The sequence below is a fragment of the Bacillus sp. FJAT-26390 genome (assembly GCF_001682865.1).
Taxonomy (GTDB): Bacteria; Bacillota; Bacilli; order Paenibacillales; family Paenibacillaceae; genus Pristimantibacillus.
Genome location: NZ_MAQX01000035.1, coordinates 236,103 through 250,752, shown reverse-complemented (window position 1 = coordinate 250,752; position 14,650 = coordinate 236,103). Strand labels below are relative to the sequence as shown.

The 14,650-nt window shown below is 51.1% G+C and carries 13 protein-coding genes; 12 read left to right on the top strand and 1 reads right to left on the bottom strand.

Annotated elements, in window-relative coordinates; translation table 11 throughout:
• Nucleotides 1-6 precede the first annotated feature (6 nt).
• The 12 genes from A7975_RS30265 (at nucleotide 7) to trhA (ending at nucleotide 13,688) form a co-directional block, all read left to right on the top strand.
• On the top strand, nucleotides 7-1,878 hold the full coding sequence (locus A7975_RS30265) for a glycosyltransferase family 2 protein (protein WP_065387608.1): 1,872 nt from the start codon (nucleotides 7-9) through the stop codon (nucleotides 1,876-1,878).
• A gap of 39 nt (nucleotides 1,879-1,917) precedes the next feature.
• Nucleotides 1,918-3,585, top strand: a complete 1,668-nt coding sequence (locus tag A7975_RS30260) for a polysaccharide deacetylase family protein (protein WP_065387607.1) — start codon at nucleotides 1,918-1,920, stop codon at nucleotides 3,583-3,585.
• Between the two features lie 52 nt (nucleotides 3,586-3,637).
• Entirely contained in the window at nucleotides 3,638-4,672 is a 1,035-nt protein-coding gene (locus A7975_RS30255; RefSeq protein ID WP_255314613.1) for a glycosyl hydrolase family 18 protein, read from the top strand.
• Between the two features lie 162 nt (nucleotides 4,673-4,834).
• Nucleotides 4,835-5,698, top strand: coding sequence for an iron uptake system protein EfeO (gene efeO, locus A7975_RS30250; protein ID WP_053374156.1), 864 nt, complete (start codon nucleotides 4,835-4,837; stop codon nucleotides 5,696-5,698).
• Nucleotides 5,699-5,704: 6 nt separating this feature from the next.
• Nucleotides 5,705-7,027 carry an iron uptake transporter deferrochelatase/peroxidase subunit gene (gene efeB, locus A7975_RS30245; RefSeq protein WP_065387606.1) on the top strand — a complete coding sequence of 441 codons (1,323 nt, stop codon included), beginning with the start codon at nucleotides 5,705-5,707 and terminating at the stop codon, nucleotides 7,025-7,027.
• Nucleotides 7,028-7,085: 58 nt separating this feature from the next.
• Nucleotides 7,086-8,897, top strand: coding sequence for an FTR1 family protein (locus A7975_RS30240; protein ID WP_082198555.1), 1,812 nt, complete (start codon nucleotides 7,086-7,088; stop codon nucleotides 8,895-8,897).
• A gap of 123 nt (nucleotides 8,898-9,020) precedes the next feature.
• Complete coding sequence (locus A7975_RS30235) at nucleotides 9,021-9,350, top strand: LapA family protein (RefSeq protein WP_053374158.1); 330 nt, start codon at nucleotides 9,021-9,023, stop codon at nucleotides 9,348-9,350.
• A gap of 25 nt (nucleotides 9,351-9,375) precedes the next feature.
• Nucleotides 9,376-10,296: a TRM11 family SAM-dependent methyltransferase gene (locus A7975_RS30230; RefSeq protein ID WP_065387605.1), complete on the top strand. Its 921-nt coding sequence runs from the start codon at nucleotides 9,376-9,378 to the stop codon at nucleotides 10,294-10,296.
• Nucleotides 10,297-10,328: 32 nt separating this feature from the next.
• Nucleotides 10,329-10,532, top strand: coding sequence for a hypothetical protein (locus A7975_RS30225; RefSeq protein WP_063845995.1), 204 nt, complete (start codon nucleotides 10,329-10,331; stop codon nucleotides 10,530-10,532).
• Between the two features lie 182 nt (nucleotides 10,533-10,714).
• A complete protein-coding gene (locus A7975_RS30220; RefSeq protein WP_065387604.1) occupies nucleotides 10,715-12,172 on the top strand; it encodes a glycoside hydrolase family 26 protein in 1,458 nt (485 codons plus the stop codon).
• A gap of 96 nt (nucleotides 12,173-12,268) precedes the next feature.
• Entirely contained in the window at nucleotides 12,269-12,964 is a 696-nt protein-coding gene (locus tag A7975_RS30215; protein WP_053374162.1) for a lipase family protein, read from the top strand.
• A 79-nt stretch (nucleotides 12,965-13,043) separates the two neighbouring features.
• Nucleotides 13,044-13,688 carry a PAQR family membrane homeostasis protein TrhA gene (gene trhA, locus A7975_RS30210; protein WP_065387603.1) on the top strand — a complete coding sequence of 215 codons (645 nt, stop codon included), beginning with the start codon at nucleotides 13,044-13,046 and terminating at the stop codon, nucleotides 13,686-13,688.
• A gap of 118 nt (nucleotides 13,689-13,806) precedes the next feature.
• Here trhA and A7975_RS30205 read toward each other — a convergent pair whose 3' ends face one another.
• Nucleotides 13,807-14,619 (bottom strand): lipase family protein, encoded by an 813-nt coding sequence (locus tag A7975_RS30205; protein ID WP_065387602.1) that lies wholly within the window; start codon nucleotides 14,617-14,619, stop codon nucleotides 13,807-13,809.
• Nucleotides 14,620-14,650: the final 31 nt, after the last annotated feature.

The window sequence follows — 14,650 nt, the reverse complement described above, 5'->3', positions numbered from 1 at the left end:
GCAGCTATGTTTAAGCGACAAAAAAAGAAGCCTGAAGAAGTGCTGTCTGTTCCAAGAACGGACAGGCGAACCCTCTCCAACGTACCTGACCCGGAACAGCTTAGATTAAAGGTTGATCGAAGAGGAGCGGCCGAGGGACAGCCTGCTGACGGCTATTTTGATTCGGCTAATATGAAAAAAATGCGTGAGCTAAGCTTGCGCTATGAGGCGAGCTTTGACGTTTGGCTTCTTCGAAAAGGACGAAGCAAGAAGTCACGGATAAAAGGACAGGCGGTCGATATTTCTTCCACTGGCATCTTAATTGAGCTGGACCCTGGCCTTGCCGACCATTCGTTTCGGGAGGGAGGCAACTATCAGCTCAGCTTCGATATTCCTCCGGGTACGATGCCGGAAGGTTTTGAATCGTCGGTAAAGCTGGAAGCCGTCATTATTCGGACATTCACGCGCGATAGTGAAGAAGGAATAAAGCTATTAATCGCTTTCCAATTCGTTAAGCCGATATCGGCGTACTTGCAGCGGAAACGATGGGGTTACTCCGTCTATATGGCGAGCAGCTTGCTGTTTGTTGCCGTCGGCATCATTATGCTGATGCGCGTGGAGAGCATCATTTATTTCAAATACAACTTTCTGCTTTATTTATACAGCATCACGGCGGCGGCCTTCCTGCTGACGCGTTATTTCTTCGGGGCGCTGCACCGGGATGTGCCGATTGACCCTTACTATACGCCTGGCGTGTCGATAATCATTCCCTGCTTTAATGAAGAAAAATGGATTCACCGCACGATTTTGAGCTGTATGAATCAGGACTACCCTGTCGATAAGCTTGAAGTGATCGTTGTCGATGACCGCTCCAAGGACCGTTCGGTAGAGCAAATCCAGAAGGTCATCGATCTTGTTCATCAAGAGGCGGCGCGGTATGCAACGAAGGATCGGTTGAAAATGCATGTGCTCGCCGAAAACGGAGGCAAACGCGTCGCGCTCGTCAAGGGCGTAGAGATGGCGAAGCATAATTTGGTCGTATTCGTCGACTCGGACAGCTTCTTGGAGCCAACCGCGATCAGGCATCTCGTTCAGCCGTTTCAAGATCCGCAAATGGGAGGCGTAGCTGGAAGAACGGACGTAGAGAATAAATACACCAACTCCATTACGAAGCTGCAAACGGTGCGCTATTACATCGCTTTCCGCATTATGAAGGCAGCGGAGTCATGGTTCGACAGCGTAACCTGCTTGTCCGGGCCTTTGTCCTGTTACCGGAAAGAGCTGGTCCTGAAGCACAAGGATGCTTGGCTTAATCAGAAGTTTCTCGGCCAGCCGGCAACGTTCGGGGATGACCGAAGCATGACGAATTTTATTTTGAAAACCCATCGGACAGGCTACCAGGACACGGCGATTTGCTCGACGATCGTGCCATCCGACATGTTTGTTTTCTTAAAGCAGCAAATGAGGTGGAAGCGTTCCTGGCTGCGCGAATCGCTTCGGGCAGGCGGATTTATTTGGCGCAAAGAGCCGTTTATGGCATTGTTTTTCTACATCGGGCTTATCGTTCCGATCGCCGCGCCGGTTATCGTGTTATACAACTTGTTTTATGTGCCGATCGTGCATCACGTATTCCCGAGCACCTTTCTAATGGGGCTGCTGCTGATGGCGCTGCTCATGAGCTTTGCCCATCTGCTGTTTCGCAAGAGCAAGCTGTGGGTTTTTGGGATCGTATTCTGTGTCTTCTACGAGCTCGTGCTGCTGTGGCAAATGCCTGTCGCGTGGGTAACGTTCTGGAAGTCGACTTGGGGAACGAGAGAAACGCCGCAGGATATCGAGGCTAGAAATAAAAAGGAAGCCAGGAAGAACAAAAACAAAAAAAATATGGACGTGCCGCTTTAGAGCAAGCATGGCCTATTTCAAGGATGAAGGATGGCCGCCATGAAAAAGGGAATTGCGAGTGGAGCCTTTGATTATAAGAAAAAGAATAAAATAAAGGTTATCAAAACGATTATACAATCGATCATTTTGCTTATTGTTGGCTTCATTCTTTATCATGCGATTTTCGATACGAAGCAGTATGCGGTGCCTGACCATGCGCAGTGGAGCAACACGAACGGATTTGTTGCGCTGTCTTATTTTGGCGTGGCAAGAACGGGCACCTCGGAGCTGATTTCCAAAAAACGATTGGATCAGCAGCTTCAGGCGCTTTACGATCAAGGTTATACGACAATTTCGCAGCAGGATGTATTGGACTACTACAAGAGCGGCAAGCCATTGCCGCCTAAAGCGCTATTCCTCTCGTTCGAGGACGGAAGAAACGATTCGAGCTTATTTGCGCAGCCGCTGCTTGAGAAGTACAACTTCAAGGCAACCATTTTGTCGTATGCGAACAAGGTTGGCAGCAAGGAATCCAAGTTCCTTCAACCCAAGGACATGCTCAAAATGATGAAAACCGGCTACTGGGAGCTGGGCAGCAATGGCTACCGCCTCACGTACATTAATATTTTTGACAAGGCAGGCAAGCTGATCGGGGTGAAGGACGAGAATGAATTTAAGGATAGAGAAAACGTAAGCTACTATACCCACTATCTGATGGACTTCATTCGGGATGAGAATCTTGTGCCCACCGAGAACCGCAAGCAAATGGAAGCCCGCATAAATGCGGATTATAAGTCCATGAACGAGATTTATAAGCGCACGCTCGGTTTTGTGCCTAATGTGTATATGATCATGCATGCCAACTATCTTTACGGAGGGATGAACCTGCTAGTTGAAAATGTGAATGCCGATAACATTAAGTCGATGTTCGGCATGCATTTTAACCGCGAAGGATTCTCCTTCAATGATAGCGATGAGAGTTTATATGATCTAACAAGAGTGCAGCCGGCGTCTTATTGGTATACGAATCATTTGCTTATGAAGCTGCGCAAGGATACGGGCGAGAAAGTCAGCTTTGTAACCGGCGATCAGAAGCGTGCGGCAAAATGGACCCTTGGCAGCGGCGCTGCTGAGTTCGCTGATAACCGCATCGCGTTAACGTCGCTTCCGGCAGGCAAAGGCCTGCTTTATTTGAAGGGCAGCGGGGCTTATAGCGATGTTAAGCTAACCGCAGAGCTAAAGGGCCACGCGATTGGCCAACAGTCGGTTTATGTGAGGTATAACCGGAAGCAGGATTCCTATGTGCGCATATCGCTTGAGGACAACAAGATAATCGTTGAGCAGAAGGAAAAGGGCGGCAAGGCAGAGAAGCTTCAAGAGTATACCCTGAAGAACTCGGCAGAAGATGCTGCCAAGAAGCTGGAGATCGTTATGCACGGCAATCAATTGAAGCTGTCTCTGGATGATGTTCAGCTATTTAACGGGCAGCAGATTAAAGGCACGATCAACGGCGGCGAGATTGCGCTTGCGTCGGAAGCCAGCAGGGCGAATTTGAAGGACGACATATACGATGCGGTATTTGATGACATCAAAGTGATGTCCGTAACGGAAGCTGGAAGCGAGCAGAAGCTGTTGTACAAAAATGGATACGCCGGCATTGAAGGAATAATCAGCAGAATCAGGAATGCGGTTAATGCTTCCTTTGACTGGGCGATCGACACCTTCTAGGTTGATTATGAATGACAAAAACGGGGTGTTAAGATTGGTTAGAAGCCGGAAGGTGTTTTTAACAGCGAGCTTGCTTATCTTGTTCATTGGCGCAGCGGTATGTATGGATGAGCTGGTCGGGCCTTCTAAAGAGGAGGGGCAGACGTCCGAGCTCTCTGCGTGGCTTGCGGATTGGCAATGGCAAACCGGGCTTGAGAATTTGGATGCAATAAAGGGAAGCTTGACGAGCCTGCAGATGTTCGCTGCCTATTTTGATCAAACGGACAGCCTCTATTTCACCGATAGCTTCCACGAGGCACTGCCTGAGGTATTAAAGCTTTATGAGCATAGCGGGCTTGATCACGTCTATTTGACCGTTGTGAATGATCAATTCCAGCCGAGCGGCGAATCGGTGCAGAAGGACCCGGCTTTGATTACGCGTTTGATGGGCACGGTGGAGAGCCGCAGGAAACATGCGGATGAATTGATAGCGGCCGTGGAGCAGTACGGCTTCGGCGGCATCGAGCTGGACTATGAGAGAGTGGCGGATGAGGATTGGGACAATCTGCTGCTGTTTTTCTCCGACCTATACCCTCGCCTGCAGGAAAAAGGGAAGTCGCTTCGCATCGTGCTCGAGACTAGGGCGAAGATCGAGGAGCTTAAGCTTCCGGAGGGGCCTGATTATGTCATGATGGCTTATAATTTATATGGCTCACACAGCGGTCCGGGGCCGAAGGCTGACCATGCTTTTATTAAGGAATTAACGAGCCGAATGGGCTCTTTGCCTGGACAGCCGTATATTGCGTTCTCTGTCGGAGGGTTTGACTGGCAGGAGGGCGGCAAGGCAAAGGCATTGACTGAGGTGCAGGCGTCCATTTTGGCAAAGCAGACAGGCAGTACGATTCGGCGCGATGAAGCAAGCGGGAGCGTATATTTTGATTATACGGCCGAGGATCAAGTGAAGCATACGGTATGGTATGCGGACGAAGAAACGTTGTCGCAATGGATCGAGGTTGCCGGGCAAGCCGGATACGGCAAAGTGGCGATATGGAGATTGGGCGAAATGCAGAGGTCATCTCTTGATTTATTGAAGCAGCATCTAAAATGAAATAACGATCGATGAGGGACTTGCGTGAATGCTTACACAGCATCAGGGAAAGTCCTTTTTTTTCTTCCAAAACATTCGGATTGACAATGATTATCAATTGCGAATATACTTCATTTTAGGACAAAAACAGAACGAATTTATTGGAGCAGGGGAGCTATTATAATGAAGCTTAAGTTATCCATTTTTTTACTGGCATGTACGATCGTATTTACAGGTTGCGGATCGAATGCAGCGGAGAAGAATGAACCGGCTAAAACAGAAGCAGAAGGCAATAAAACGGCTGAAACAGCCGTTGCTAAGGAAGATTGGGCTCCGATTTTGGAGAGCTACCGCCAGTTTACGATTGAACAGGCAGATACGTTTATTCTGGAAACAGAGAAATTTGTAAATGCGGTCAAAGCCGGCGATATCGAGACGGCTAAGAAGCTGTACGCGCCGACTCGCATGTACTACGAGCGGATTGAGCCGATTGCTGAAGCGCTTGGCGACTTAGACCCGAATATCGATGCGCGTGAGAACGATGTAGAAGAGAAGGATTGGCGCGGATTCCACCGCCTAGAGCAAGCGCTTTGGGAGAAGAACACGACAGAAGGCATGGGAGACTATGCGGATCGTCTGCTCGAGGACGCGAAGCTGCTTCGCGCTTTGATGGAAACGGTAGAGGTTGAGCCTAGCTTGCTTGTTACCGGTGCGGTGGAACTGCTTAATGAGGTATCCGCCTCGAAGGTAACGGGCGAGGAAGAACGTTATTCGCATACGGATCTTTATGATTTTGCTGCAAACGTAGAAGGCGCGAACAAAATCTATCAGCTGGTTAAGGCGGATCTGAATAAGAAGGATGCTGCGCTTGATGAGCAGATCGGCAAAGGCTTCGCAGATTTGGAGCAAGCGCTGGCTGCTTACAAATCAGGTGATGGTTATGTATCCTATTTGGAATTGAAACAGGAAGATACAAAGAAGCTAAGCCAGCTTATCGATGCGCTCGCAGAACCGCTTTCGCAAATGGGAACTATTTTGGAGGCGTAAAACAACATGAAACGACCTAGCGATTCAGAACAGAATGGACAATCTCAAGAAGAAGGCAAGCCGGGCATTATCGACAAAAAAATCAGCCGGAGAGATTTGCTGCGCATGGCTGGCGTAGGCGGAGCAGGGCTTTTGCTTGGTGCGACGGGAATGGGCGGGCTATTCTCTGTGCAGGAGCGAAGCTCGGCGAAGCCCGCTTCCAAAGCAGCTAAAGCGGATAGCGGTCAAATCGTTGATTTTTATGGCGCGCATCAGGCGGGCATTACGACCCCGCCGCAGGACTTTATCGTTTTTGCCGCTTTTGATTTAACGGCGAATTCGCTGGACGATGTTCGCAAGCTGTTCCAGGCGTGGACGGCTGCAGCCGCTGCGATGACAAGCGGGGAGATGCTTGGCAGCAACAACGAGAATCTGAATTTGCCGCCATCGGATACGGGTGAAGCAGAGGGGCTGTCGCCTTCTCGCACGACGATTACGTTCGGCGTGGGCGCATCCTTCTTTGACGGAAGGTATGGCCTTGCAGGCAAGAGGCCAGCCGCGCTGGCTGATCTGCCCGCCTTCGGCGGCGATGAGCTTCGCGAGGAATGGTCAGGCGGCGACATTGGCGTGCAGGTGAATGCGAATGATCTGCAAATTGCCTTTCATGCGATACGCAACCTTGCCCGCATCGCGAGGGGGAAGGCCGTTCTCCGCTGGACGCAGGAAGGTTTCCAGCGGACCAGCGGCGCTGATCCTGCGGGTGCAACGCCGCGTAACCTGATGGGCTTTAAGGATGGGACGAATAACCCCGACGTCAGCGATGATGCGGAGATGAAAAAGGTTGTTTGGGCAGCCGCTTCCGATGGGACGCCTTGGATGGATCAAGGCAGCTATATGGTCGTAAGGCGAATTCGGGTGCGCATCGAGGTGTGGGACCGCTCTACGCTTGGTGATCAGGAAGCGACCTTTGGCCGTCACCGCAACAGCGGCGCTCCGATCGGCTCCGTACATGAAACGGATAAAATCGATTTGGACAAAAAGGATGAGAAGGGCAAGCCGTTTATCCCGATGAATTCACATATCCGCCTAGCGCATGGTGACGGCTCGGTCAAAATATTGCGCCGTTCGTTCTCCTATTCAAGCGGTATGGATCATAAGACAGGCCAGCTGGATGCGGGGCTGTTGTTTATTTGCTTTAATCGCGATTCGCGCAAGCAATTTATTCCGATGCAGCAGAAGCTTGGACAAAGCGATTTGCTAAACGAGTATATCGTTCATACTGGCAGCGCGATGTTTGCATGTTTCCCTGGCGTGCGTCAAGGCGGATATATCGGTGAGACGCTGTTTTAACGGATAGCTAAGCGCATTCATAAATAAAATAGAAGTTTTATGACGAAAGGGGCGGACGATGATGTTCGCACAACCTAACAACGGTATGAAACGGCATGTATTACGTTTCTTCTCCGTTGTTTTTCTATTGATAATGGTAAGCAGTAGTGGATTGCACGCATATGCTGAGGGAGACCAAGCGGCCGAGCTGGATCGGCTGCTCCCGCTAGTCGGCAGTGCGCTTGTAGAGGTCGGGCAAGGCAAATGGGAGGAAGCTGCAGCGCATGTGGAGGAAGCTGCCGCAAAGTGGAAGCAGCTGGAGCCGGCTGCGTCGAAGGAAGCCGCGGCTGTAGATTCCGCGCTAGCGGGAGCAGCTAAAGCGTTATCCGGATCTGCGGATGATTCAGATGCCGCGAAGGCTTCGTTATCGTCGCTGGCGAAGGCATTTAATAAATATGTGAAGAGCCTGCAGCCGGAAACGCCGCAGTTAACCGGTCAAGAGGCGGCGGTAAACATGCTGCCGCTTACGGAGCAGCTGCTGGCAAGCGTACAGGCTGGCGACTGGGAAAAGGCAAAGGCTGATTATCTGCAGTTGAATGCCAGCTGGCCGAAGGTCGAGCCTGCGGTTCGGGCGGATAATTCCAGCGTGTACGGTGGCATGGAGACGAAGATGAGCATGCTTCGGATTGCCGTGCAAGCCGAACCGCCGCGCGCAGAGCAAGCGAAGACGGAAGCGGCTGCGCTCATTCAATTAATTAATGATTACCGCGATGGTAAAGTTGCCGCTGCTCCGAAGGACTCGGGCCTGACGATTACGGATCAAGTCGAAATACTTAATCAAGCGCTGCGTGACGTTCAGCAGGGACATTTTCCTGAGGCATCCGGTCAAATGGAAGCCTTTATCATGCAGTGGCCGGCGGTTGAGGGAACGGTTCGGCTGCGGTCCGCTACGCTGTACAATAGCATCGAGATTAGCATGGCAGAGGTAGGCGGATATTTGCTGTCCGATCCGCCTGCGGCAGGCAAGGCTGAGGAGCTGATTGGCAAGATGCTGGGCCAGCTTGAGCCGATGATGCAGGAGACGCGTTATACCGCTTGGGATGCGGGCATGATTTTGCTGCGCGAAGGGCTTGAAGCGATATTGGTCCTTGCCGCATTGCTGGCTTATTTGCAGCGTACGGGCAATCATGATAAGCGCAAATGGGTATGGTCCGGCGTATGGGTAGGGCTATTGTTAAGCGGTATTATGGCCTTTGTGCTTACTTACGCGATTGCCCAGATTGCGGCCGGCAGCATGCGGGAGGCGATTGAAGGGATCGCAGGCTTGTTATCCGTCGTGCTGATGCTCACAGTCGGCAACTGGCTGCACAAAAAATCGAATATGAACAACTGGAATCAATATATCGATAAACAAATGGGCAGCGCGCTGGCGCGGGGCAGCCTGTGGTCGCTGTTCGCTGTATCGGGGCTGGCGATTTTCCGCGAGGGCGCGGAGACGACAATCTTTTATGTCGGAATGGCTCCATCCATCGATTCGCTTCAGCTCGCGCTAGGCTTTGGCGTTACGTTCGTGCTGCTGCTCGCACTTGGCTTTGCCATAATCAAGTTCAGCAGCAAGCTACCGATTCGCCCATTCTTTCTAGTGGCTTCTGCGCTTATCTATTATTTGGTCATTCGTTTCCTAGGCGAGAGCATTCACTCGCTGCAGGTATCGGGATGGGTATCGTCGCATACAGCAGCGGGCTTGCCGACCATAGGGGCGCTTGGCGTCTATCCGACATGGGAAACAACGCTGCCGCAGCTGGCGGTGCTTGCGTACATTATCGTTAAAGTGTGCGTGACGCAGCTTCGCAAAGCGGCGCCGGCGCGCAAGACAGCAAACGTAAAGTAGTTGTGCAAAGGCAGGTGCCCATAAGCAGGCATCTGCTTTTTTGCGAGGCGAATTCCCTATTCGGCGATGATAGGCGAATCGATGGGGTTTGTGGTATGATTTCTGGAAAAGGGAGGGAACGGAGTGAAGGGACAAGGCGTACTTATATCCGCGTTAGTGTTTGCGCTTCTTATTGCGATATTTGCTGTAATTAATGTCGATTCCGTACAGGTTAACTTTTTCTTTGCGAAGACGACGCTTCCGCTTATTCTCGTCATATTGGTATCGACGCTGCTTGGAGGCGTAACGGTAGGGCTGCTAGGCCTCATTCGCCAGATCCGCCTTCAGCGAACCGTTAAATCGTTGGAGAAGCAGCTGGCTTCCCTGACGGCTGAAGCAGAACGGCTTGGCATTTCCCCGTCAGTGCTGGGCTCTGAGCCGAAACAAGCGGAAGCAGCGCCGCAAGTCGACTAACACAACTTAGATAGCGAGGCCAATCATGTTTATTTATACGTATGCATGCCATGAGGATGAGGCAAACTTATGCCAGCTCGAGCTGCAAACGCTGTTTGGTTACGAGGACGTTTGCGGTGGAGCGATTAGCAGCCCCTATGAGCTGCCGGTCGATCGCAGCCCGTTCATGAAGCGGCGAATATCCGTAATGCTGGAAGCCAGCAGCTTTGAGGAGCTTGCCTTGCAGCTTCCAGCCTTAGAGCTCGGCGGCAAAACGTTTAAAGTGCTGTTTACACCCGGCGATGAGCCATTTGCTTTTGAGGAGCAGCGCCAGCATGAGCGGGCAGCAGGCGCTGTAATTCGCGGCAAGGCGGATATGCGGAGAGCGGAATGTCTCTATGGCTTGACGAAGCTGAACGGACGCTGGTATTTCGGGCCGTGCGAGGAAAACGGCGCCGCTTGGCTGAAGCATCAGAGCAAGCCGCAAAACTATTCGACGGCGCTTCCGACAAGAGCGGCGAGAGCATTGGTTAATGTTGCGGCAGGGCCGGCCATTGAGCAGCTGCGGGTCATCGATCCGTGCTGCGGAATGGGCACGGTTCTAATCGAAGCGATGTCGATGGGCATCGACATAGAGGGCGTGGACCTTAATCCGCTTGCGGTGAGGGGCGCGCGCATCAATCTGGCCCATTTTGGTTATCCGGACCGGGTGAAGCTTGGCGATATGAGGCTGCTGGAAGGGCAATACGATGCGGCGATTGTAGATATGCCTTACAATTTATGCTCCGTGCTGCCGGAGGAAGAGCAGCTTGAAATGCTGCTAGCCATAAGGAAATGGGCGAAGCGGGCGGTTATTGTGACGACTGTTCCGATCGCCGCGCAGCTCGAGAAAGCATCCTGGCGGATAACGAAAAGCACAACCCTGAGTAAAGCCTCTTTTACCAGATATATAAGTGTAGTAGAATAAGAATTATGTAGCGCATGAAACGAGGTGAACCTATGTCTACAATTGATCAAAACCAATCCGAAGAGCAGCCGAAGCAGCTGACTCAAGCGGAGAAAGCGAAGCAACTGCTCGCTCAGAAGAAGCAAGCGAAAGCTGGCGGAGCTCCTGGCCAAACGCATCTTTCCACAGGGACGCAGGCACTGAAGAGCCAAAACACGAAGAAGGTAAACAATCAGCGTAAAAAAATGGGTGTATAGCTGCTGGAGTCGTTATTTTGGCCGCAGATATAGCAACGAAGAAGGGCGCCGGCTGGCAACAGCCAGGCGCTCTTTCTTTTGTCCAAAGGCAGTTTAGCGTCAGGTGGAATAACGACGGGCCAGATAGCAAATGCTGAGAGCAATAGACCGATTGTTTCTGTGTTGGAAGGAGAATAAAGGTGATGGAGCAATATACAGCTAGCCCAAGCAGCGCCGGACGTTCAAGGCGGAAGAGGTTATTCGTGCTTGTTTTTGTTATAGCAGCCTTGCTGCAAGCAGTTCCAAGCGTAGAAGGCGCGCCAGCGGACAGGCATTCCAGATTTGAAAGCCCTGAGCTTAAAGTCGCTCCTAAGGAGGATTGGACCGTTCACTTTATTCCATCTGAGCCGTCCTACAAGCTGGCTAATGCTGAGCCTGTGGAAGGCGTATACTTGGGTGCGTACGTCCTGCAGGATGCCGCAATAGGATACAGCATGCATGCTTTTAACGAGCGGACAGGCAAGCAGCACGCGAGCTTCTTCAAGTACGTCGGCTTCGGCAAGCCATTTCCTTCAGAATGGGTCGAGGAGGTGAAAGCGGTAGGCGCATTTCCGCATATTGCTTGGGAGCCGAATAAAGGGCTGGATGAGGTGAAGGACGCTGCTTACATTCGATCATTCGCGGAGCAGGCGAAGCAAGCGGGAGTTCCCGTCTTTTTGCGGTTTGCTTCTGAAATGAACGGCACATGGACGAATTACAGCGGCGATCCGGAAGCCTATAAGCGGTCCTGGCGGATGGTTCATAACCTATTTGCGGAGCATGCACCGAATGTGGTGATGGTATGGACGGTGCTTACCTTTCCGATGAGGACGATCGAGAGCTTTTATCCCGGCGATGCGTATGTGGATTGGGTTGGCGTGAATGTTTACAATGTGAAGTATCATAATGGCGACAAAGTTCATCAAGCAAGCCACGAGGATCCGCTTGATTTGATCAATTATGTATATAACCGTTTTAGCCGAACGAAGCCGATTCAGCTGTCTGAATTCGGGGTAACCCATTACAACACGACGGACGGACAAAAGGACAACAGCTTCGCGATTAATCGGATTTCCCGCTTATACCGCCACCTGCGGAATGACTACCCGAGAGTTAAAGCGGTCTTTTATTTTGACGTGAACAATGTAGAGGCCTATAATGAAGCGCGCAAGGTTAATGACTATTCGATAACAAGCGATCAGGAGCTGCTTGAGGCGTATCGGAAGGCTACGGAGTCGGAGCATTTTTTGAGCAAAATGCCGGATGCGCAGTCGCTGCCAAAACAACCGGTCGAGCAGCGCTTCACGTACCGCGGTTATGTTTTCCGGGAGAACGGGATTACGTATGTGGATGAGCAATTTTTCTCGCGGGTGATGCAGCTGCAGGTGAAGCTGGGGCAGGATAGAAGCGGGGCACAAACCGCCCGTATTTTCCATAAGGACGGCACGATGGCTGCGATGGCACCTGTTAAGGTCATTCAACGTAAAATATGGACGGGGACAAAAACGAGAGATCAGCGGCTTATTTACCGAAATGTACAAGCATTGCCCCTAAAGCAAACAGCGAAAGGCATCGGATATGAGGTCAACCTATACGGGAATAACATTTATATACAAGAATGATTTCAGCAGCAAACCCACATAATGAATATACGATGATGCTTATTAAAAGCAAGGCAGTTTAACCTTTATTACGAAGGAATTACGGAGGGATTCGTTATGACGGCGACCAAACCATCACGAATGAGCATTTATTTGCTTGCCGGTGTGGCAACATCCAATAGTATTTTTACCGAATGCAAAATAAAGCTCGAAAAAATGTTTCAATCAGACGGTATCGAGCCAGCCATTCATGTCATCTTTCCATATGGGGATGCCAGCCGCAGCGTGGTTAGGCAGGTGCTTGAGGTGAAGAGCGACTTGTCCAATCGCCTTACGGCTGGACGTATCGGCGGGCAGCTTGCGCTCAGCAAAATCAAAGAAACGTTAACCAGCGAACGTCTGCTGCTGATCGGTCACAGCGGAGGCGGCGCGGCAGCTTACCAAGCGGCTAAGATGCTATATGAACAAGATAGCATCGAGGATTTTCGCATCGTGCAGGTCGGTTCGCCAAGAACGCCAATCGAGCCTAAGCTCCAGGACCGCGTCAGTTATTTTCATTCGATCGACAGCCTTGGCAAGCTGAACGATCCGATAAGCCGAATCGGAACATGGGGCGGCTGGAGCAGAACAGGATTTAAGGTGCCGAGGTGGAACCGCATGAAATATGCGCCTGGCTATGTGGAAGGCATTCCGATGGTTGGCGGGCATGCCGATTATTTTCGCCATACACAGGACTATACGGACCAAGAGGCCGTCTGCAATCTCGACAAAACCGTTGACCGCATGCGCGACTGGTTGAAAGGGTGGGTGTGATCCTTTACACTAAGGGGAGAGCAAACAGCGCTAGAATCATTTTTCAGCGATTGTTTGCCACTTAGGAGGTGAGTAGCCTATGGCGAATACCCATACGTACTCCAAGAAGGAAGAAATAGCGAATGCAATCACACATGGCATCGGCGCAGGGCTCAGCGTTGCAGCATTAGTTGTGCTTATCGTATTCGCGGCAACCAAAGGAACGCCCTTTCATGTCGTTAGCTTTACTATATATGGATCAGCGATGCTGCTGCTTTATTTGGCTTCCACACTCGTACATAGCTTTCCTGAGGGGAAGGCGAAGCGCGTGTTCGAATCGCTGGACCATTCCTTTATTTATGTATTTATTGCCGGCACCTATACGCCGATTCTATTCCATATCGTGCAGGGGAAGCTGGGCTGGGTGCTGTTTGGCATCGTCTGGGGAGCGGCCGTAGTCGGCGTTGCGTTCAAAGCGTTTTTCGCCTCGCGTTTCCTGTTCACATCAACCCTTGTATACATCGCAATGGGCTGGATTATCGTATTCGCATGGAAACCGTTGACTGCTCACCTTGCGCCAGGCGGCGTGCAGCTGCTCATTACCGGAGGTTTGCTGTATACGTTTGGAACCGTATTTTATATGTGGCGCAGCTTTCCGTATCACCATGCCGTATGGCATTTGTTTGTTCTGGGCGGTTCGATCGTCCATTTCTTCGCCATTTTGCTGTATGTGCTGCCGGCGTGACGAAGCCGCACCAAAATAGAAGCCTTATTCGAAAATAGTGAAGGCATATTATTCAACGTGAAGTTAGCTTCTTGGTGAATAATACGGCCTTCACTATTTTTATTTGGGCTAACATCGATTAAAGCTCAATCGCAGGGCACCAGCCCGGCGGCTCCGTGCATACGGTTAGAGCAAATTCGGGTTCTTCATTGACCAGATCAGCGAAATAGCTGGATAAGATGTGGTTGCCGGCGACGGAGCCCATCCGGAAGGACCGCTTCACCTCGCCCTTTACGTGCATGTAGTAATAGGTTTGTTTCGTATTTGGCGATTGATAGACGAGCGTAGGCAGATGAGGGACGATATCAAACTCGTTTTGAAAACGCCAATGCGTCGCGACGGCTGCGTTATAGCTGCTTGCAAACTTCGGATCGCCGACTCGCGGAGCGCCAAAAGTATATACGATAGGTGTAAACTCGGAATTGTGGGCTAGATCAATTGATGCCAGCGTAGCAAGCGCACCTCCAAGGCTGTGACCGGTAATGAATAACGGCCTATCCGGCGGCAGTTGCTTTAATATTTCGAAGATTTGAGTGCGGGCGGACATGTAAATGTCAGTGAAGCCTTTGTGGGTGAGGCCCGTATTTTTGACCGGACGATAAGCCGTCTGCTGAGCGATGAAATCCGATACCCAATCGACGGCCGAGCCGCTTCCGCGAAAAGCAAGCACAGACGCACGCTCCGAGGTCAGCACAAAGCCGAATCTCTCATCGCTGCTCTCATAGGCTCTTGCTGTGAATTCGCTTACTAAGCTATAGGTTCTTGGTACCAGAAACAGTCCGTCCTTGTTATTGTATTGCAGGTACGTTTGTCCGCTAACCGCAGCTAAAAATAGGGCAGTTCGAAGATCGAGTTGCTGCGTTGCAACCGTGTTTCTTGTTTTGGCTCTCATATCATCCCTCCGCTCATACCACTCCGGCCAT

Bases quoted from the DNA above. Each gene is read 5' to 3' on its own strand.
- A7975_RS30265 (WP_065387608.1), top strand. From the start codon at position 7: ATGTTTAAGCGACAAAAAAAGAAGCCTGAAGAAGTGCTGTCTGTTCCA.
- A7975_RS30260 (WP_065387607.1), top strand. From the start codon at position 1,918: ATGAAAAAGGGAATTGCGAGTGGAGCCTTTGATTATAAGAAAAAGAAT.
- efeO (WP_053374156.1), top strand. From the start codon at position 4,835: ATGAAGCTTAAGTTATCCATTTTTTTACTGGCATGTACGATCGTATTT.
- efeB (WP_065387606.1), top strand. From the start codon at position 5,705: ATGAAACGACCTAGCGATTCAGAACAGAATGGACAATCTCAAGAAGAA.
- A7975_RS30240 (WP_082198555.1), top strand. From the start codon at position 7,086: ATGATGTTCGCACAACCTAACAACGGTATGAAACGGCATGTATTACGT.
- A7975_RS30230 (WP_065387605.1), top strand. From the start codon at position 9,376: ATGTTTATTTATACGTATGCATGCCATGAGGATGAGGCAAACTTATGC.
- A7975_RS30225 (WP_063845995.1), top strand. From the start codon at position 10,329: ATGTCTACAATTGATCAAAACCAATCCGAAGAGCAGCCGAAGCAGCTG.
- A7975_RS30220 (WP_065387604.1), top strand. From the start codon at position 10,715: ATGGAGCAATATACAGCTAGCCCAAGCAGCGCCGGACGTTCAAGGCGG.
- A7975_RS30215 (WP_053374162.1), top strand. From the start codon at position 12,269: ATGACGGCGACCAAACCATCACGAATGAGCATTTATTTGCTTGCCGGT.
- trhA (WP_065387603.1), top strand. From the start codon at position 13,044: ATGGCGAATACCCATACGTACTCCAAGAAGGAAGAAATAGCGAATGCA.
- A7975_RS30205 (WP_065387602.1), bottom strand. From the start codon at position 14,619: ATGAGAGCCAAAACAAGAAACACGGTTGCAACGCAGCAACTCGATCTT.